This is a genomic window from Nonomuraea sp. NPDC049421 (genome assembly GCF_040677005.1).
Lineage (GTDB): Bacteria > Actinomycetota > Actinomycetes > Streptosporangiales > Streptosporangiaceae > Nonomuraea > Nonomuraea salmonea.
In genome coordinates, this window is sequence record NZ_JBFAQA010000005.1 from 102036 (window position 1) to 120491 (window position 18456).

Genomic DNA, 18456 nt, shown 5'->3' on the forward strand with positions numbered 1-18456 from the left:
ACAGAATTCCGCTATCAACCGTTTTGTACGATCACCTCGGCCAGCCGGCCGGGCATGGACAGGAACGGCGAGTGGGAGGCGTCGAGCGAGACGACGGACGTCGGATTGCCGGAAAACGCCGCGTCCGCCTCGGCGACGAACCTCCTCTGCACGGCCGGCTGGAGCGCCTGGTCCTTGGCGCAGAGGACGTACGTCCGCGGCACCGACCCCCAGCCCGCCCGGGTCAGCGTGGTGGTGCCCAGCATGATCCCGAGCGGCCCGTCCGGGGTCAGCAGCCCGGTGGCGGCATCGGCGAGCCTCGGATCCACATCGCCGTAGAACGCCTCCCGCAGCCCCCGCCGGTAGGCCGGGTCATCGGTGGCGACGTCCAGCCGCAGCGCGCCGATCTCGGCCGGATCCCCCCGCAGCAGGGGCGCGACCTGATCGCCCGCGGCCTCCGGAATCCTCGTGTAGGCCACCGCCGGCATGTCCGACGCCGGCATATAGGCCGTCAGATAAACGGCATGCGCCACCAGCTCGGGCGCCTGCTCCGCCACCCGCGTCAGCACCGGCCCCGCCGCGCTGTGGGCGACCACCGTGACCGGCTCACCCCGCCCGATCCGCTTGACCTGCTCCGTCAGCAACGCGGCCGCGCCGTCCAGGCTCACGTCCGCGACGGGCGACACCTCGGCGGCGACCGCCGCGCGATCGTAGGGCCGCTCGGTGAACCACCGGGGACGGCGCGCATGGAGCCCGTGCCCCGCCATGTCCACGGCGACGGCCGTCCGCCCCGCGGCGACCAGGTGGGGGATGACCTCGCTCCAGCACCAGGAGCCATGCCAGAAACCGTGCACCAATACCAGCGTGGACATGAACGCTCCCCGGGATCACACGAACGTCGTGCTCCATACTGCCCGCCCCGCGCGCGCCTCGCGGAGGCTAGCGCAGAGCAGAAGCGGTCGTGTGGCGGCGGGCGAGGTGCCCCTCGCGTAGTAGCGGCGGATGCAGTAGCTGGGCGGGACCGCGGCGGTAGAGGGGGGCGGGACGGCCTGGCTCGGTGAACCGCCGTTCCCCTGTTGCCTCCAAGAACTGGTCGGCGCGGGTGACCTTGCGACGGAAATTGCTCGGGTCGAGCTTGAGCCCCCATACGGTCTCATAGACCTTGCGCAGGTCGGAGATGGTGAACGGTTCGGGACAGAATGCGGTGGCCACCGTCGTGTACTCCAGTTGCGACCGGGCCCGCTCCAACGCGTCGCGAAGGATGGTCAGGTGGTCGAAGGCCAGCAGATCGGGCTCGGGCAGGACCGACGACACCGGCGCCCACGCGGCCTTCGCGGCATCCGTGCCGGCCTGTGGAATCGGCAGGTCGGGGCCGAGTGCCAGGAAGGCCATGGTGATCACGCGTCCCCGAGGGTCGCGATTCGGTTCGCTGTAGGCGCGAAGTTGTTCCAGATGCAGCAGGGCCGCGTCCAGGCCCGTCTCCTCCTCGAGTTCGCGCCGGGCGGCGTGCTCAAGGGTCTCGCCCGGCCGTAGGAAACCGCCGGGGAGAGCCTGGCAGCCTCTGAACGGTTCATTTCCGCGTTCGATGAGGAGAACATGAAGTTCGTCGTCCCGAATGGTGAGGATGACGAGGTCGACAGTGACCTCAATCCCCACTTGGTGCTCGCGTGACAAGACTCTCTCCCCTTTAGGTCATATTGACCTTATAGGATTGTGGACTTAAGGTCATAGCTACCTAAATTCAGCAGGAGATAGGGGCCACATGGCCAACGGTGCGGATTCACCTGGGCGGCGACCTGCTCATCCACGGGGTAAAGCCACTCGGCAACTGTGTGCCGGCGTCTACTTCGACCGGGACTATCGCGACTCGGTGATCTGGCGGGTGCTGCTCGACCCCGCTCATCGCGTGGCACCTTCGTACGGCTTCGATCTGGTGCCTGTTGTTGCGCACGCCAAGCGTGCGCTGATGCTGGAGGTCTGCGAGCGGCTCGGATATCTGTCGGTGTTCGTCGGGGCATGGCTGGTCCTGCCCGCGCTGGCCCTCACGGTGGTGTGCATCCTGCTGCTCTGGCTGGCTGTGCGGCGACTGGCTCGTACGCTGCCCGCGATCGGGCGACGGCAGGCGCTGGAGGCAGTCGACCACTTCCTGCACCGCAGACGATACCGCCAGCACAAGCGCGGGTTGGAGGAACTGCGCCGCGAGGTGAGACTGCTGTTCATAGCGTGTGCAGCGCTCATCGTCGCCCCCCTTCTGATGGCGGCGCTGCACTATCAGTCCATCGAGAGCGTGCTCCGCATGGCGGTGGTGCTCATCGCCGCGCTGGCCCTTTTCGCGTTCACTGCGGCCGCAGGCCGACGGCTGGGTGCCAACCGCATGTGGGTCTCCGACTCGTTGGGTTTCGGGCGGATGAGCCAGCGCATGAAACGCATCAGGGAACAGCAGGAGTCCGAGTACGCGATCTACCGGCGGCCCGTAACGAAAAGCGAGGAAGACGACGAGGACGAGGACGGTATCCGCCTGCGTTTGACGGCGGACTACTTCGAAGATCCGCAGGACATCTTCGTCGGCGCGGGTGAGCTCGTGCACAAGTGGCTGCCACCGCTCATCGTGCCCCTGCTTCCGGAGCCGGAAGCGCCCGAAGGCGAGGAAAGCGTCCGTGACTTCGAGCCGGACATGCTGGTGGACGTGCTGCACAAGGCTGTAGAGGAGGTCGGTGGGGAAAACGAGCCGACCTCGCTGCCGGGTCTCAGCATCGGGGACCGAATCTATGTAGAGGAGATGGTTCTGTCCAAGGACCGGGACCGCCTGCGAAGCTCGCTCGATCCGGACGAGCGCAGGAAGATTATCAACAACCCCTACGGTCCCTTTCATCACTTTTTGGAGATCTCCACGTCGCCGACCGGTGAGGTGGTCGTGACGGTGTTCGTCCGCGTCACGATCAAGGCCAGAACGCTCTGTCTCGACTTCGCGGCCTGCGCCCTGACCAGGCTTCCCAGAGAGTACGAAATCCTCGATCACTACGGCGAAAGGGGATGGGGGTCGGTGATGCGGGAGGGGCTCAAAGCGGTCCTGCGCCTGCCGGACGAGATTTTGGCCATGCGGCGCATCGCCGGTGTGCCTCGGCTGCTCCTGGCCTGGCTGCTGGCCCGCGTCGACTGGACGGTCCTGCCGCGCAGAGGGTCGGCCGTCGGGACAGCTCATCGAGTGCGCGAGGATCGCGCCACCCCCTGGCAAGATGCCGAGCACGACCGCGCCGAGATTCTCGGCCTGATGAAGATCATCGAGCAGCGGCTGTTATGGGCGACAGAGAAATTCCTGGAGGACCACGGTGTTGACACCTCCGAGTTCAAAAAGCGGGCACAGCTGATCATCAGTGCAACGGTTCTCAACATGGGCCGAATGGAGATTCGTGACTCGGCCATCGGCAAGAACGCCTCCCGGACCAATCAGTACGGGTCCGATCAGCAACAGGAGCCCAACGACCAAAAGGACGGTGAATCATCGTGAGCCGGCTGCACGTCGACGGCATCCTGAACTACGGCGATACCATGACTGTGCGCGACTCGGCGGTGGGCAGCAACGCCAAGGTGGTACGGACCGCCGGAGCGTCTTGCGACGAAACCGCGGAGCGCACCCAGGTGGGAGTGATCAGCATCCTGCCGCTGGAGACCCGGGCCGTGCAGGCCGCACTCGGGCTTCGCAGTGAACGCGTCGGAGATCTCACGTTCTACCGGGCGGTCGTGGACGGAGTGACGGTGGCCGCCACTATGGCTCTCGAACAGGGACAACGCTCGGCCATGGCCGCCTACGCCAACCTTGTCGAAGCCTTCGACCCTGAGGTCACGGTGCTGGCAGGGATCGGTGGAGGTATCCACAAGTCCGTGGCCATTGGTGACGTGATCCTGGCCACGGAAATGGTTTACTACGACTTGCGCAAGGTCACGCCCTCCGGCACTCATCGCCGCGGTCAGACGCGGCCGGTGCCCGCTGCCGTCGGCCATGCGATTAACACCTTTATGGCCGATCTCGATGCGTCTCACCAGCTGACGATCGTGGATCCTGAGGGAACGCCGCGATCATCGGCTGTGCATGCGGGCCCCATCGGGTCGGGGGAAGCGGTCATCGCGGACGAGGACGCCGCCGAGATCGCGTTCCTGGCATCGTTCAACGACAAGATTCTTGCTGTTGACATGGAAGCGGGTGGTCTCGGACAAGCGTGCCACGAACGCTCGGCCGCCTCGGGGCGCCAGCATCGTTGGATGGTCATACGTGGCATCTCCGACCACGCCGATCAGCACAAGTCCGACACACCTCAGCAAGTCGCGGCTTGGCACGCCGCTCAAGTCCTGCGTCGTCTGCTGCCCTACCTCAGGACCACGCGATGAACGACTTCACCCTGGGCGTGGTCAGCTCGATGGCGGCGACAGCGCTGACCGTCGCGGTGGGATGGGTTCTCTCCGCCCGTGCCCGCGACTGGGCCGTCGCTGTACTCTCGCACTATTCCGGGTTGGGGGTGCGCAAGCTGTACCGCCAGCAGCGGCGGGCGGCGGACGAATTGGCTACCGACCTGGCCCGCGCTCGGTGGGTTTGCGTGCTCACCGGCCGCGGCAACGAGCTCACGCGGGATGCCTTCGCCCCGATCTGGTCAGGCGCGGTACGACCCCTCGATGCGGTGAAGGTGCTGCTGCCCGACCCCCGGCCCGGCTCCTGGCTGGTCAGGCGAGAGGAGTCGCTCCGTCGCTTCGACCGGGGGCTGAGGCCCGGTATGTTGCTCGAGCAGGTGCGCAACAACGCGGAGTACGTGCGGGAAGCAGCGCAGCACATGGACGTCGTCGAGTTGCGCTTCTACGACATGCCGAACCTGTATCGGATCATTCTGACCGACGAAGTCGCGTACATAACGCTCTACGACGAGACCGAACACGGTCGTAACTCACCCTGTCTGGTTGCGCGACCACCGGGACTGCTCTACGGGCTTGCCTTGCGCATCTTCACCGGCGCCTGGGAGAGCAGCGGTTCCGCTCGCACCAGCCCTGCGAATTCGGACCTGGGAGGGTGACGGCTTGGCGCACCATCTGGCGGCCTGCGCCGGGACTCCTGCGCCAACATACGTTGATACGCAAGGGCGGATATGTGCCCTCTGCACCTCCACAGAAGGCCCCCGCAGAGGACGACGGGCCGGGATCGGTTCTCCATCTCGTTCCAGTGCGCACGCGAGGAGCACCTCCGGCACGTCCCGGCGCAACGGGACGTCGTCGATGACGGGCGAGGGCGCTGGTCATGACCAAGCGACACAGCTTGACGAACACCAGCGCCGCTTCTCGCATTGCTACGACACGCTAGTCGGCGGTGCGCAGCAGCATCGCCTCCACCTCGGCCCCGGCGTCGGCCGTGCACACGTACGTCGGCCGTCCCGTCGCCGGTTCGACGAAGTACAGGGTCGCGCGCTTGCCGCACCGCGAGCACCGTGCATCGGGCCCGCCACCTAGCTCGGCCAGCCCGACCTTGATCTCTGGGATCACGAAAGCCATGCGGGAAGCGTAGATCGGCACGATCAGGCCGTCCGTGGCGACAACCCGCCTTACGAAATCATGCCCGTACGTTGTTCCACCTGGGAGACGCCGACCCGAGTTCTGGGACATCGGGCCTCGGTAACGGCGGTCCTGGCTGGAGGGATTCCTCATCGTGGGTTTCTATGTGCGTACCAGCCTGAGGGTTGGACCGTTCCGTTTCACGCTCAGTCAGGCTGGGATGGGGGTCTCGACCGGGATTCCCGGGCTTCGGGCGGGGATGATACCTCGGGGCAACGTTGTGCGCATGGGGCACGGCATGGTCTCCTACCGCACCACCGCGTCCGGACGTGACGTCGTCATGCATGATGCCGTCAGCCTGGTCCCGGCGCAGCCGAGCGACATCGTCCAGCAGGTGCAGCGGGCCGCCGCGCGCCGGGCGTACTGGCCGTTCGCGCTGGCTGCGCTGCTCGCCTCGGGGCTGGTCACGGGGCGTTTCGGACTGGTCGTCATCGCCGTCGGACTGCCTTTCGTGCTCTGGGTGGCGTTGCGCGATCGGGCGGCGCGCGCGGTGGTCGTCATGTACGACGTGACCGACGAGGCCGCCCAGCGCTTCGATCACCTCGTCGCCTCGATCGCCGGCCTCCAGCGGGCCCACGGATTCTGGCTGATCACCGCATCGGGCGCGGTCATCGACACCTACCAGTTCAAGGTGAACGCCGGCGCCTCCACGCTGCTGCGCAGGCTGAACGCCGCGGTCCGGTTCGCGGGACCGCGGATGCTGGTCACCAACGTCGCCGTCCCGACCCTGACCGCGGGCAGCCTGTCGGTGCACTTCCTCCCCGATCGCGTCCTGGTCCAGGACGGCCGCCACATCGCCGACCTCGCGTACCAGCACCTCCAGGTCGCCGTGGAACCTTCGCGCTTCATCGAGGAAGGGCCGGTGCCACGCGACGGCACGGTCGTAAGCTCCACCTGGCGCTACGTCAACGTCAAGGGCGGCCCCGACCGCCGCTTCAAGAACAACGCCATCCTGCCGATCCTGTTGTACAGCAGGCTCATCCTGCGCAGCCACAGCGGCCTCCATCTCGCCTGGGACGCCTCACAGCCCGCGCTCGTCCACGCGGTGGCGACTGCACTTCAGCACCTCATCGCCACCCACCCACCCGTCATCCACCCTTGAGGAGTCGCGAAACCGGCATGCCGGGAGCGGAACGTCTCGAAGCGGCGACGCCGGAGACGTACCTGGCCGTCAGCCGCTACAACCTGCCGTAGCACCAGAGGCGATCAGCGGTCGTGCAGGGTCGCATTCGCCTGTCTGGAGACTTCCTCGTTCGGGTCCTGGAGCAGAATCTCCAGGATCTCTCGTGGGGTGGTGGGCCAGGTGGCGAGCCACCAGCGCACGTTCAGTGAGCGGTCCTTGGCGAGCAGCCGGAGGTCCTCATCGTCCAGTTCCACGAACTTCAGCAGGGTCGCGCGGACGCGGGCCGAGCGGTCGCGGGTGGGAGGGCAGGTCCCAGCGCACCGACCCGTGCGGGTCGTCGACCAGGATCAGCAGGAGGTCGGCGGGGCAGGAGGGGTTGGCGGCCAGGGTCTGGCGGGTTCTGAGGTCGGGGTCGTTCGCCAGGGGGCGGAGCAGGTCCCAGGCGTCCAGGTCGGTACGGGCCGCCAGCACGCGCCGGACGGATCGGGAGGGGTCGTTCACCAGCACGGCCAGGACGTCCCTCGGTAAGGGGACGGCTTGTGCGGCGAGGACGCGGTGCCGCACGAGCTTGGCGTGCGCGAGGCTGCGGAGATCGTCCTGAGGCGGCATGGTTCCTCCTTCGGCATGGTCCCTACTTCGGCGGGGCGCAGGAGGAGCGGGGGACGAGGCGGGTGGGGAGGCGGACGTGGCGTTGGGCGGGGTCGCGGCCGGCCAGCAGGTCGAGGAGCATCTCGACGGCTATCAGGCCCATCTGCTGGATCGGCTGCTCGACCGTCGTCAGGGGCGGGTCGCTCATCATGCTCTCGGGGACGTTGTCGAAGCCGATGACCGAGAGGTCTTCTGGGACGCGCAGGCCCATCGACGTGGCCACCTCGATCGTGGAGATGGCGGAGACGTCGTTCGCGGCGAAGATCGCCGTGGGTGGGCTGGGGAGGGTGAGCAGCTCCCGGACGGTGTTGCGGGCGTCGGTCTCGTCGTAGCCGGCGACGCGGATGAGGGCGGGGTCAAGCGGGAGGCCGGCGTCGGCCAGGGCGGAGCGGTAGCCCTCCTCGCGTAGCGGGCCCGACTCCAGGTCGCGGGGCGGCCGGCCGAGGAAGCCGATGCGCCGGTGGCCGAGGGCGATGAGGTGTTCGGTGGCCAGGCGGCCGCCCTGGAGGTTGTCGGCGTCGACCGTCGGGACGGTCTCGCGCCCGCTGTGCGGATCGACGGCCACGACCGGGGTGCCGCCGTCGACGTCGAGCACCGTGGGCGTGACCAGCACCGCGCCGTCGATGAGCGTGCCGGACAGGCGCGACAGGTAGCGCCGCTCCCAGCCGAGCCGGCCCGAGCCCTTGCCGCCGCCCGCGTAGACCACCAGCTCGTAGTCGGTGCCCCTGATCGCGCGGGCGGCGCCCTTGAGCAGCTCGGCGCTGAACGGCTCGATGTCCCAGACCAGGACGCCGATGACGTTGGTGCGCTGGTTGCGCAGGCTGCGGGCCACGAGGCTGGACTCGTAGCCCAGCTCGGCGATCACCTCGCGCACCCGGTCGACGGTGGCGGCCGCCACGCCGTAGCGGTCGTTGAGCACCTTCGACACCGTCGCCACCGACACCCCGGCATGCTCGGCGACGTCGCGGATCGTCACGCGGCCACTGTTCACGGCGCCGATCCTAGCGCATGTAAAACGTTATCGATAACGATTGACATCGGCGTGAGCGGACTTGCACCATGTCGGACTAACCGCAGCAAGACCGGCTGTGTGCGGTGTCATGCCGGAGCCCTGTCTCCGGCGGGTGCGCAGGAAGGTGAAGGACATGAAGACAGCGGTCGGATCCCCCAGACCACTGCTCGCGATCGGGCTCGCCGTGCTGACGGCGGGCGTCGCCGCCTGCGGGACCTCCGGTCCCCGGCAGGCCGGGAGCACCTCGGCGGACGCGGGAGGCCCTTCCGCGTGGATCATCAGCGGCGTCACCGCCAAGGCCTTCCAGAACTCCTTCGACTCCTGGAACGCGGCCCACGAAGGGCAGAAGTTCGCCATCCAGGAGTTCGCCAACGACCCCTACAAGCAGAAGATCCGCACCGCCGTCGGCGCGAAGCAGGCCCCCACGCTGATCTACGGCTGGGGCGGCGGCGTGCTCAAGTCGTACGTGGCCGCCGGCGCCGTCGAGGACCTGAGCGACCTCGCCGAGGACCCCGCGGTCAAGGACCGGTTCCTGCCCTCGATCGCCGCGGTCGGCAAGGTGGACGGCAAGACGTACGCGGTGCCGAACAACGGCGTGAAACCGGTGGTCGTCTACTACAACAAGGACCTGTTCGCCAAGATCGGCGCCCAGCCGCCCAAGACGTGGAACGAGCTGATGGCGCTGGTGCCGAAGTTCACGGGGGCGGGCATCGCGCCGTTCACCGTGAGCGGCCAGGCCAAGTGGCCGCTGCTGCCGTGGCTGGCGTACCTGGTCGACCGCATCGGCGGCCCGCGCGTCATGGACGACATCACCGCGGGCAAGCCGAACGCCTGGTCGGACCCGGCGGTGACGGAGGCCAACAAGAAGATCCAGGAGCTGGTCAAGGCGGGCGGCTTCGTCAAGGGCTTCTCCTCGATCTCCACCGACAGCGGCGCCGACGTGGCCCTGCTCTACACCGGCAAGGCCGCGATGACGCTCGGGCTGCCCGCGACGTACCAGACGATCAAGACGGCGAACCCGCGGTTCGTCAAGGACGGCAAGCTCGGCTACGTGCCGTTCCCCGCGGTGGAGGGCGGCAAGGGCGACCCCGCGAACGTGGTGGGCAACCCGACCAACTTCTGGTCGATCTCGGCGGCGGCGACGCCGGAGCAGAAGCAGGCGGCCCGTGAGTACGTCAAGAGCGATCTGCTGAACGAGAAGTACGCCGCCGACCTGCTGGCCGTGGGCAACGTCCCGCCGGTGGAAGGAGCGGAGGACGCCATCGCCAAGTCGGACGACCCCGCGTACTACTCGATGATCTACGAGACGGCGAAGAAGGCGCCGAACTTCCAGCTCAGCCTGGACCAGGCACTCGCCCCCGAGGCGGGCGACAAGCTGCTGACCACGCTGCAGCAGGTCTTCCTCGAAGAGATCACCCCAGAGCAGTTCGCCACCACCATGAACGCCACGATCACCGGCTGAGGCGATGCACGTGTCCGCAACCCGAGCCCGCACCCGCAGCGGGCTGTTCACCCTGCCGGCGCTGGCGATGTTCGTGGTGTTCGCCGTGATCCCGCTCGCGGGCGCGGTGGTCCTCAGCCTCACCCGGTGGGACGGCCTCGGCGAGATCTCGTGGGAGGGCCTCGGCAACTGGGCCGAGGTGCTGCGCGACCCGGTGACCGGCAACGCGCTCCTGCTCACCCTGAAGATCATGGTGTTCTCGTGGGTGGTGCAGACGCCGATCAGCCTGCTGCTCGGCGTGTTCACCGCGGGGACCCAGCGCTACCGGGCGGTGCTCGCCGTGCTGTACTTCCTGCCGCTGCTGCTCTCGTCGGCCGCCGTGGCCATCGCGTTCAAGGCCGTGCTCGACCCGAACTTCGGCCTCGGCGGGGTGCCGGGCCTCGGCTTCCTCAGCCTCGACTGGCTCGGCGACCCCGACCTCGTGCTGTACGTCGTGATCTTCGTGATCGCATGGCAGTTCGTGCCCTTCCACACCCTGCTCTACCAGGCCGCCGTCCGGCAGATCCCGGCCTCCCTGTACGAGGCCGCCGACATCGACGGCGCCGGCCGCGTCAAGCAGTTCCGCTACGTCACCCTGCCGCAGCTCCGCAACACCGTCGTCACGTCGTCCACGCTCATGGTGACCGGCTCGCTGACGTACTTCGACGTGGTGTTCGTGCTCACCGGCGGCGGTCCTGGCAACGCCACGCGGCTGCTGCCGCTCGACATGTACCTCACCGGCTTCTCGGCCAACGACATGGGCAAGGCCAGCGTGCTCGCCGTGATCCTGGTCGTGACCGGGCTGGCGCTGGCCTTCTCGTTGACCAAGTACACCGGCTTCGCCCGCATGCGCAGCGAACAGGAAGGGCTCTGATGGCCACCACCCTGACCAGGACCAAGGTACGGCGGCTGCCCAACGTCGGCGCCGGCATCGGCGGCCTCGTCTGGCTGGCCGTCATCATCGTGCCCATCTACTACGTGGTGATCTCCAGCCTGCGCAGCCAGACCGGCTTCTTCGACAGCAACCCGCTGGCCCTGCCGGACAGCGTCTCGCTCGACAACTACGCGCTGGTGCTGGAGAGCGGGTTCGGCCGCTACTTCCTCAACAGCGTGATCATCACGGTGGTCTCGGTCGTGGTGACGGTCGCGTTCTCGCTGATGGCGGCGTACGGGGTGGTGCGCGGTGAGGGCAGGCTCGCGCGTACCGGCTTCTCGGTCTTCCTGCTGGGCCTGGCGATCCCCGTGCACGCCACGATCATCCCGCTCTACTACATGATCACCCGCCTGCACCTGTACGACAGCCTGCTCGCGCTGATCCTGCCGTCCATCGGCTTCGCGATCCCGATCACGGTGCTGATCCTGGCGAACTTCATCCGCGACATCCCCAGGGAGCTGTTCGAGTCGATGCGGATGGACGGGGCGGGCGACTGGGTCATGCTGTGGCGGCTGGTGCTGCCGCTGGCCCGTCCCGCCCTGGTCACGGTCGGCATCTACGACGCGCTGCACGTCTGGAACGGCTTCCTGTTCCCCCTCATCCTCACCCAGAGCCCCGACCTGCGCGTGCTGCCGATGGCGCTGTGGGCGTTCCAGGGCGAGTTCACCGTGGACGTCCCCGCGGTGCTGGCCGCCGTGGTGCTGTCCACCCTCCCCATGCTCGTCGCGTACGTGCTGGGCCGCCGCCACCTCGTACGCGGCCTCACGGCCGGCTTCGGCAAATGACCCCCACCCCAAGGAGAGATCCCACCACCATGCACGAGTCCGCAAGGCTGCACATCGACGGCGACCGACTGGTGACCGCGTCCGGCGAGACGGTTCGCCTGCGCGGCGTCGGGCTCGGCGGCTGGATGAACATGGAGAACTTCATCACCGGCTACCCCTCGACCGAGGAGCTGCAGCGCGCCGCGCTGCGCCGGGTGCTCGGGCAGGACGTCTACGACGCCTTCTTCGAGCGCTTCCTGGAGGTGTTCTTCACCGACGACGACGCGCGCTTCCTCGCCGATCTCGGCATGAACAGCGTCAGGGTGCCGTTCAACTACCGGCACTTCGAGGACGACGACCGGCCGATGCGGCTCAAGGACGAGGGTTTCCTGCTGCTCGACCGGGTGATCGAGACGTGCGCGCGGCACGGCCTCTACACCGTGCTCGACCTGCACGCCGCGCCCGGCTACCACAACCAGCGCTGGCACAGCGACAACCCCACGCACCGGTCGCTGTTCTGGACGCACCGGCACTTCCAGGACCGGGTCGTGCACCTGTGGGAGGCGCTGGCCGACCGGTACAAGGACAACCCGTGGGTGGCGGGCTACAACCCGCTCAACGAGCCGGCCGACCCGTCGGGCGAGCGCATCGGGCCGTTCTACGAGCGGCTGCACGCCGCGATCAGGGCCGTCGATCCGTCGCACGTCCTCTTCCTGGACGGCAACCGGCACGCCACCGACTTCGAGCTGTTCGCCGACCCGCTGCCCGGCACGGTCTACACCGTGCACGACTACGCGCTGGCCGGCTTCGCCGACAGCGGCGACTACCCGGGCCCCTCGCGGGGGCGGCACGTCGATCGCGACTACCTGGAGGCCAGGTTCCTGGAGCGGGCGGAGTACATGCGGCGTACCGGGACGCCGATCTGGGTGGGGGAGTTCGGGCCGGTCTACAGCACGCCGTACGGGGGTGACCCGGCGCTCGACGGCGCCCGCTACCGCGTGCTGGCCGACCAGCTCGGCATCTACGACGCGTACGGGGCCGGCTGGAGCCTGTGGACGTACAAGGACATCGGGCTGCAGGGCGTCGTGCACGCCGCCGCGGACTCGCCGTACCTGCGCAGGATCGCGCCCGTCCTGGAGAAGAAGGCCCGGCTGGGCGTGGACGTGTGGGGCGGCGTGGACACCGGCGTCCGGCACCTGCTGGAGCCGATCGAGCGGACCGTGGCCGAGGAGTTCCCGGGCTTCGACCCGTCGCCGTTCGGCCAGAAGCAGTGGATCCACGTGCTGGTGCGGCACATCCTGCTGGCCGAGCCGATGGTGGACGAGTTCGCCGCGCTCTTCGCCGGCATCGACGCGGAACAGGCCAGGGAGCTGGCGGACTCGTTCCGGTTCGACCGCTGCGCCGTACGGACGCCCCTCGCCGAGACGCTGAGGAAGCACCTGTGAAGATCACCGAGATCGAGACCCTGACCCGGGGCAAGCTCGCCGTCGTCCTGGTCCGCACCGACGACGGCCTGGAGGGCATCGGGCAGACCGCGCCGTACGAGGCGGCCACCACGGTCAGCGTGCTGCACTCGATGGTCGCGCCGATGTTCGTCAGCCGCGACCCGTGGGACGCCGAGGCGCTGGTCGACGCCTGCCTGCGGACGCACTACAAGTTCCCGAGCAGCTTCCTGCACCGCGCGCTCGCCGGAGTGGAGACCGCGCTCTGGGACATCATGGGCAAGGCGGCGGGCCGGCCGGTGTGCCAGCTGCTCGGCGGGCACGCGCGCACGTCCGTCCCCATGTACGCCTCCAGCATGTCCCGCGCCATCACCCCCGAGGACGAGGCGGAGCGGCTCGGCCGGCTCATCGGCGAGCAGGGGTTCAGGGCGGTCAAGATCCGGGTGGGGGAGGCGATGGGGCGCGACGGCGACGCGGCGCCTGGGCGTACCGAGCGGATCATCACGCACCTGCGCGACGCGCTCGGCCCCGACGTCGACCTGTCGGCGGACGCCAACGGCGGGTACTCGGTGCCCAGGGCGATCAGGGTCGGCCGGATGCTGGAGGAGCACGGCTACTTCCACTTCGAGGAGCCCTGCCCGTTCACCGACCTCGAAGCGACCGCCCAGGTCACGGCGGCCCTCGACATCGCCGTCTCCGGCGGCGAGCAGGACTTCTCGCTGCCGCAGTTCGGCCGCATGATCGCGATGCGCGCGGTGGACATCGTGCAGCCCGACATCGGCTACATCGGCGGCGTCTCGCGCGCCCGCAAGGTCGCCGTGCTCGCCGAGGCCGCCGGGATCCCGTGCACCCCGCACTGCGCGAACGACTCCCTGCTGCGCGTCTTCACCCTCCACCTGGCCGCGGCGATGCCGGCCTGCGTGCATCCGCAGGAGTGGAGCATCGAGACCACCCCGTGGACGCAGGACGTCTACGGGCCGCTGCCCGAGGTGCGCGACGGCGAAGTCCCGGTGCCGACGGAACCCGGCTGGGGCGTCGAGCTGCTGCCGTCCTTCGCCCGCACCGCCGACCGGGCCCTGACCCGCGCCTGATCACCCGTCGGCGTGAGAAGCCTCACCCGGTGGCGTACAGGCCGGCGATGAGCGCTCCGAGGTCGGCGCCGTAGTTCTCGTGGTAGACCTGCGCCGAGCAGTAGACCGGGCCGCCCCGGCGGGCGAGGTTCGGCGTCCAGACGGCGGCGTTCTCCACGCCCGGATCGCTCATCGTCATGCCGGTGAGGGTGATGTCGTCCACGCCGGCGTCCACGACGTAGTTGGTCACGGCCTTGCGCTCGTACAGACGCCATTGCAGCGTCGCGCTCGTCGCGCCGGCCAGCCGGGACGTGACGTCGACCGTCGCCCGCACCCACGTGCCCGCCGTGACGTCACGTTCCCAGACCACCGTGCCGTTGAGCAGGAACTGCTTGACGTGGTGGCCCGCCGGATCCTGCGGCCCGCGGGTGTCGCTGTGGTGGAAGGTGATCCGCTTGACCGTCCCCGAGGTCAGGGTGGCCGTCCGCGTCGCGCCGCACCACATGCCGGCCGTGGTCGCGGTGTTCTGCTGGACCACGAAGCTCAGCCGCCCGGAGCCCGTGCGGGCCAGGTTGTCGGCCGCGGGGCGTGTCCACGCCAGGTCGCGGGAGTGGTACGGGAGCTTGTACTGCAGCACGCCGGCCAGCTCACCGCTGCGGACGTGCTCGACGCCCTTCCTGGTGACCGCCTCGACGTAGGACACCGTGGGCTTCTGGGCGGCGTGGCTCAGGGGGTGGGCGTAGGGCATCAGGTAGATCTCGGTGCCGGGCAGCCGCTGGGCGAGCTGCCGCACCTGGTACGACAGGCTCCACGGCCAGGAGGTGTCGCGGTACGGCTCGTCGCGGAAGGGGAAGATGACCCCGTCCAGCAGCGGGATCTGCTCGGCGACGAACGCGTCGGTGAACTGGGGGTAGTAGACGGTCGGGACGAATTTGAGGTCGGGGCTGATCGCCTCGGCCGCCGCCCGCATCTGCCGGAGGTAGGCGGGGGTGAACGCGCGCAGGTCGTAGGCGTAGTCGTCCACCGTCCAGCCGGTCAGGTTCGGGTGGCTCCCGGCGAGCGTGGCGATCTCGCGCGACCAGGCGACGTAGTCGTGCCTGAACGGCCTCGACACGCAGCAGCCCGCCTGGCTCGGCGAGTACACCAGCACCCAGACGTCGACCCCCGCCGCGGCGGCCGCAGGCAGGAACTCGTCGCGCAGGTCGGTCCACTGCACGTCGTCACCAGCCATCGGATACACGTAGGTGTTCGCGTTGATCGCCTTGAGCCCGGCGATGATCGCCTTGGTGTCGGTGTGCCTGACCCCGTCGGCGCGTGGTTGCTCCTCGCGTATGAGGTTGCCCACCGTGCCCAGGACGCCGGGGGCGGCGGCGTGGGACACGCCGGGAAGCATTGACAGCAGCACGGCGAGCACGGTCGCGAGCGCGAGACGGGTCACGGGGTTCCTTCGCCAGGTGATCAGGGGTGGGACCGGTGAGCGTAACGACCGGCGGTATGCGTCCGGTATGCGGACGTCATAGGTGGATCGTCACAAGCCGCCAGCGGGCGAACCGGCGCGGTGACTAGAATTTGTGATCTTGGCTGACGACGGGAGCGTTCGCTTGAGCCTGGAGATCAAGTTACTGGGTCCGCTGGAGGTCGAGGCGGGCGGCAGGGCGGTCACGATCGGCGGGGAGCGGCGGATCGGCGTGCTGGCCCGGCTCGCCCTCGACGCCGGGCAGGTCGTGCTCACCGAGACACTGCTGTCCGACGTGTGGGCGAGCAGCTCCGCCGCCACCGCCACCAAGCAGCTGCACATCGTGATCTCGAAGCTGCGCGACACGCTCGGCCCCGGCGTCATCGAGACCGTGCCGGGCGGCTACCGGCTCGCCGTCGAACGCGACCACGTGGACGTGCACGCCTTCGCCCACCTGTCCAGGCAGGCCCGCGCCGCCTGCGCGGACGGCGCCACGGCCACCGCGGACGCGCTGTTCCGCGGCGCGCTGGAGCTGTGGCGGGGGCCGGCGCTGACCGAGGTGGACGCGCCCTGGGCGGGCATCGAGGCCGAGCGGCTGGAGGCGGAGCGGCTCAGCGTCCTTGAGGACCACGCCGAGCTGCGGCTGGCCGCCGGCGACCAGCGGGCCCTGGCCGGCGAGCTCGCCGGGCTCGTCCGGGCGCACCCGCTGCGCGAACGTCTCACCGGCCAGCTCATGCTCGCGCTGTATCGGGACGGCCGGGCGCCCGAGGCGCTGGAGACGTACCGGCGCCTGCGCCGGGCCATGGTGGACGAGCTGGGGATCGAGCCGGACGCCGAGCTCCGCCGGCTGCACCAGGCCGTCCTCGCCAAGGATTCCGCACTCGACCTGCCCAGGACGCGGCGGCTCGAGCACGTTCCTCCGGCGGAGCTGCCCGCCGACGTCCAGGCGTTCACGGCGCGGGCGGACGAGGCGGACCGGCTGCGGGCCGACCTGCTGAGCGACGTCATGGTGACCGTGATCGACGGGCCGGGCGGCGTCGGGAAGTCGGCGCTCGCCGTCCACGTCGCGCACGGCGTCGCCGGCCGCTTCACCGACGGCGTCATCTACGTCAACCTGCACGGCTCCACCGCCAGGCTCGCCCCGCTCGCCCCCATCGAGGCGCTGCGCCACCTGCTGCGCTCACTCGGCCTCGACGGCGCCGCCATCCCCTCCGACGCCGAGGAGGCCGCCGCCCGCTACCGCTCGCTCACCGCCGCGAGCGACCTGCTGGTCATCCTCGACAACGCCCGCAACGTCCGCCAGGTACGCCCGCTCATCCCGGCCGGGCCCGGCTGCCGGGTGCTGATCACCGGCCGCGACCCGCTCGCCACCCTTAGCAACGCCCGGCACCTTCACCTGGGCGGGCTCGACGACGCCAACGCGGCCACCCTGCTCGCCCGGATCGTCGGATCCGGTCGCCTGGAGGCCGAGCCGCGGGCGGCGGAGGAGATCGTCCGGCTCTGCGGCGGTTTCCCGCTCGCGCTGCGCATCGTGGGCGCGCGCCTGGCCGCACGTCCCGACCGTCCGCTGTCCCACCTCGCGGCCCGTCTCGCCGACGCCACCAGACGGCTCGACCTGCTGGAGTACGCGGACCTCGCGGTACGCGCCGGCCTCGCGGTCAGCCATCAGCAGTTGCGCGAGGAGCCCGCCGGCCAGGACGCCGCGCACCTGCTCTGCCTGCTCGGGCTGGCGGACCTGCCCACGTACACGCCCGCCGCCACGGCCGCGCTGGCCGGCTGGCCGGAGCACCGCGCCGAGACCGCCCTGGAACACCTCCTCGACGCCCGCCTGCTCGAACACGCGGGGCCGGACCGCTACCAGCTCCACGACCTGGTCGGCCTGTACGCGCGCGAGCAGGACCTCCCTGACGACGAACGCGCGAGCGCGACCCGCCGCGTGCTGCACCACTACCTGGCCACCGCGCAACGGGCCGCCGACCTGCTGAACGACCACACGGAGGCCGGCATGTACGCCACCGACCAGGCAGGCGAGGAGCTGCCCACGCTGGAGGCCGCCAACGCCTGGCTGGTCGAGGAGCGGGCCGACCTCGTCGCCACGGTACGCCAGGCGGCGCGGCTGGCCGACGGCTCGGCGGTCGGGCTCGCCCACCACCTGCTGTGGCTGTTCGACCGCAGGGGATGGTTCGCCGAGGCACTCGAAGTGGGTGCGGAGGTGCTGCGGCAGGCCAGGGAGCGGGCGGACTGGCAGGCTCAGGTCAACCTGCTGCAGGGGCTCGCCGGCATCCATCAGCAGGTCGGCGATCTCCAGGAATCCGTGCGCTGCCTGGAGGACGCGCTGGCATGCGTCGATCGGACGGAATCGTCCCGCAGGAAGGCCGGCCTCTACAACGACCTCGGCATCACCTACACCCAGATGAAGCGCTACGACGACGCGCTCAACGCGCTGCGCGGCGCCCTCGCCATCACCCAGGAAGAGGGGCGGACCCTGCACGAGGGGATGGTCCGCTCCAACCGGGCGCAGGTCTATCACCGGCAGGGGAGGCACGCCGAGGCCGTGGACGAGGCGCGGCTCGCCCTGTCGCTGACGGTGAAGGATCAGGGCAACGCCGGCGCGGTGGGCACCGCGCACGACACGCTGGGCGACTGCCTGCGGGCGCGGGGCTCGCTCGAGGAGGCGGTCGGCGAGTACCGCGTGGCCATCGAGTGCCAGCGCGAGGCCGGCTACACCATGGGCCTCGCCGTGTCCCACTGGTGGCTCGGTCACACCCTGTACGACCTGGGCCGGCACGAGGAGGCCAGGGAGTCGTGGCGGGTGTCGCTGGCGATCCTGCGCGAGGCCAGGCTGCTCACGCCCGAGGAGGAGGCCCGTTACCTCGCGCAGCCGGTCCCCGACCTGCCCGAGGCGATCAAGAACCAGCTCTGAGAACCAGGACATACCGGCGGCATACCGCGCCTG

17 protein-coding genes and 1 pseudogene are annotated in these 18456 nt (G+C 69.4%); 11 read left to right on the plus strand and 7 right to left on the minus strand.

Translation table 11 applies throughout. From position 1 onward, the window contains the following. Positions 1 to 14: 14 nt before the first annotated feature. Both AB0K18_RS10790 and AB0K18_RS10795 read right to left on the minus strand, forming a co-directional pair. A complete protein-coding gene (locus tag AB0K18_RS10790; RefSeq protein WP_364912972.1) occupies positions 15 to 851 on the minus strand; it encodes an alpha/beta fold hydrolase in 837 nt (278 codons plus the stop codon). Between the two features lie 67 nt (positions 852 to 918). Then, entirely contained in the window at positions 919 to 1653 is a 735-nt protein-coding gene (locus AB0K18_RS10795) for an NUDIX domain-containing protein (RefSeq protein WP_364912975.1), read from the minus strand. An 88-nt stretch (positions 1654 to 1741) separates the two neighbouring features. On the opposite strand from AB0K18_RS10795, the gene AB0K18_RS10800 reads away from it, so the two are divergent. Genes AB0K18_RS10800 through AB0K18_RS10810 form a run of 3 tightly spaced genes read left to right on the plus strand, consistent with a single transcriptional unit; the run spans position 1742 to position 5039 of the window. Then, on the plus strand, positions 1742 to 3487 hold the full coding sequence (locus tag AB0K18_RS10800) for a hypothetical protein (RefSeq protein WP_364912977.1): 1746 nt from the start codon (positions 1742 to 1744) through the stop codon (positions 3485 to 3487). Continuing rightward, entirely contained in the window at positions 3484 to 4365 is an 882-nt protein-coding gene (locus AB0K18_RS10805) for a 5'-methylthioadenosine/S-adenosylhomocysteine nucleosidase (protein WP_364912980.1), read from the plus strand. The genes AB0K18_RS10800 and AB0K18_RS10805 overlap by 4 nt, the downstream gene beginning before the upstream one ends. Further along, positions 4362 to 5039, plus strand: coding sequence for a hypothetical protein (locus tag AB0K18_RS10810; protein ID WP_364912982.1), 678 nt, complete (start codon positions 4362 to 4364; stop codon positions 5037 to 5039). The genes AB0K18_RS10805 and AB0K18_RS10810 overlap by 4 nt, the downstream gene beginning before the upstream one ends. Positions 5040 to 5319: 280 nt before the next feature. Here AB0K18_RS10810 and AB0K18_RS10815 read toward each other — a convergent pair whose 3' ends face one another. After that, positions 5320 to 5511, minus strand: coding sequence for a hypothetical protein (locus AB0K18_RS10815; RefSeq protein ID WP_364370870.1), 192 nt, complete (start codon positions 5509 to 5511; stop codon positions 5320 to 5322). 166 nt (positions 5512 to 5677) lie between these two features. Between AB0K18_RS10815 and AB0K18_RS10820 the strand changes: the two are divergent. Together AB0K18_RS10820 and AB0K18_RS10825 are read left to right on the plus strand one after the other, a co-directional pair. After that, a pseudogene (locus tag AB0K18_RS10820) lies at positions 5678 to 5794 on the plus strand (DUF4236 domain-containing protein); the annotation flags it as partial. Between the two features lie 3 nt (positions 5795 to 5797). After that, positions 5798 to 6673 (plus strand): hypothetical protein, encoded by an 876-nt coding sequence (locus tag AB0K18_RS10825; protein ID WP_364913630.1) that lies wholly within the window; start codon positions 5798 to 5800, stop codon positions 6671 to 6673. 104 nt (positions 6674 to 6777) lie between these two features. On the opposite strand, the gene AB0K18_RS10830 is transcribed toward AB0K18_RS10825, so the two are convergent. The 3 genes from AB0K18_RS10830 to AB0K18_RS10840 are packed head-to-tail and all read right to left on the minus strand — an operon-like array spanning position 6778 to position 8333. Next, entirely contained in the window at positions 6778 to 6948 is a 171-nt protein-coding gene (locus tag AB0K18_RS10830) for a hypothetical protein (RefSeq protein WP_364912986.1), read from the minus strand. Beyond that, positions 6932 to 7303 carry a hypothetical protein gene (locus tag AB0K18_RS10835; RefSeq protein WP_364912989.1) on the minus strand — a complete coding sequence of 124 codons (372 nt, stop codon included), beginning with the start codon at positions 7301 to 7303 and terminating at the stop codon, positions 6932 to 6934. Before AB0K18_RS10835 ends, AB0K18_RS10830 begins: the two co-directional genes overlap by 17 nt. Positions 7304 to 7325: 22 nt before the next feature. Further along, complete coding sequence (locus AB0K18_RS10840; RefSeq protein ID WP_364912992.1) at positions 7326 to 8333, minus strand: LacI family DNA-binding transcriptional regulator; 1008 nt, start codon at positions 8331 to 8333, stop codon at positions 7326 to 7328. A gap of 154 nt (positions 8334 to 8487) precedes the next feature. Between AB0K18_RS10840 and AB0K18_RS10845 the strand changes: the two genes are divergently transcribed. Genes AB0K18_RS10845 through AB0K18_RS10865 form a run of 5 tightly spaced genes read left to right on the plus strand, consistent with a single transcriptional unit; the run spans position 8488 to position 14065 of the window. After that, positions 8488 to 9816 (plus strand): extracellular solute-binding protein, encoded by a 1329-nt coding sequence (locus tag AB0K18_RS10845; RefSeq protein WP_364912995.1) that lies wholly within the window; start codon positions 8488 to 8490, stop codon positions 9814 to 9816. Positions 9817 to 9826: 10 nt separating this feature from the next. Further along, positions 9827 to 10708: a sugar ABC transporter permease gene (locus AB0K18_RS10850; protein ID WP_364912997.1), complete on the plus strand. Its 882-nt coding sequence runs from the start codon at positions 9827 to 9829 to the stop codon at positions 10706 to 10708. Beyond that, on the plus strand, positions 10708 to 11553 hold the full coding sequence (locus AB0K18_RS10855) for a carbohydrate ABC transporter permease (protein ID WP_364913000.1): 846 nt from the start codon (positions 10708 to 10710) through the stop codon (positions 11551 to 11553). The genes AB0K18_RS10850 and AB0K18_RS10855 overlap by 1 nt, the downstream gene beginning before the upstream one ends. Positions 11554 to 11582: 29 nt before the next feature. Next, positions 11583 to 12977, plus strand: coding sequence for a cellulase family glycosylhydrolase (locus tag AB0K18_RS10860; protein ID WP_364913003.1), 1395 nt, complete (start codon positions 11583 to 11585; stop codon positions 12975 to 12977). Continuing rightward, positions 12974 to 14065 carry a mandelate racemase/muconate lactonizing enzyme family protein gene (locus AB0K18_RS10865; protein WP_364913004.1) on the plus strand — a complete coding sequence of 364 codons (1092 nt, stop codon included), beginning with the start codon at positions 12974 to 12976 and terminating at the stop codon, positions 14063 to 14065. The genes AB0K18_RS10860 and AB0K18_RS10865 overlap by 4 nt, the downstream gene beginning before the upstream one ends. Before the next feature lie 22 nt (positions 14066 to 14087). Here AB0K18_RS10865 and AB0K18_RS10870 read toward each other — a convergent pair whose 3' ends face one another. Next, positions 14088 to 15482 (minus strand): hypothetical protein, encoded by a 1395-nt coding sequence (locus tag AB0K18_RS10870; RefSeq protein WP_364913007.1) that lies wholly within the window; start codon positions 15480 to 15482, stop codon positions 14088 to 14090. 163 nt (positions 15483 to 15645) lie between these two features. Here AB0K18_RS10870 and AB0K18_RS10875 point away from each other — a divergent pair, with 163 nt between their 5' ends. Then, a complete protein-coding gene (locus AB0K18_RS10875) occupies positions 15646 to 18423 on the plus strand; it encodes a BTAD domain-containing putative transcriptional regulator (protein WP_364913010.1) in 2778 nt (925 codons plus the stop codon). The last annotated feature ends 33 nt before the right edge of the window (positions 18424 to 18456 follow it).

What these genes read in the sequence shown, in the direction of transcription:
- AB0K18_RS10790 (WP_364912972.1), bottom strand. Translation starts at nt 851, where the DNA reads ATGTCCACGCTGGTATTGGTGCACGGTTTCTGGCATGGCTCCTGGTGC.
- AB0K18_RS10800 (WP_364912977.1), top strand. Translation starts at nt 1,742, where the DNA reads ATGGCCAACGGTGCGGATTCACCTGGGCGGCGACCTGCTCATCCACGG.
- AB0K18_RS10810 (WP_364912982.1), top strand. Translation starts at nt 4,362, where the DNA reads ATGAACGACTTCACCCTGGGCGTGGTCAGCTCGATGGCGGCGACAGCG.
- AB0K18_RS10815 (WP_364370870.1), bottom strand. Translation starts at nt 5,511, where the DNA reads ATGGCTTTCGTGATCCCAGAGATCAAGGTCGGGCTGGCCGAGCTAGGT.
- AB0K18_RS10825 (WP_364913630.1), top strand. Translation starts at nt 5,798, where the DNA reads ATGGGGCACGGCATGGTCTCCTACCGCACCACCGCGTCCGGACGTGAC.
- AB0K18_RS10835 (WP_364912989.1), bottom strand. Translation starts at nt 7,303, where the DNA reads ATGCCGCCTCAGGACGATCTCCGCAGCCTCGCGCACGCCAAGCTCGTG.
- AB0K18_RS10845 (WP_364912995.1), top strand. Translation starts at nt 8,488, where the DNA reads ATGAAGACAGCGGTCGGATCCCCCAGACCACTGCTCGCGATCGGGCTC.
- AB0K18_RS10855 (WP_364913000.1), top strand. Translation starts at nt 10,708, where the DNA reads ATGGCCACCACCCTGACCAGGACCAAGGTACGGCGGCTGCCCAACGTC.
- AB0K18_RS10860 (WP_364913003.1), top strand. Translation starts at nt 11,583, where the DNA reads ATGCACGAGTCCGCAAGGCTGCACATCGACGGCGACCGACTGGTGACC.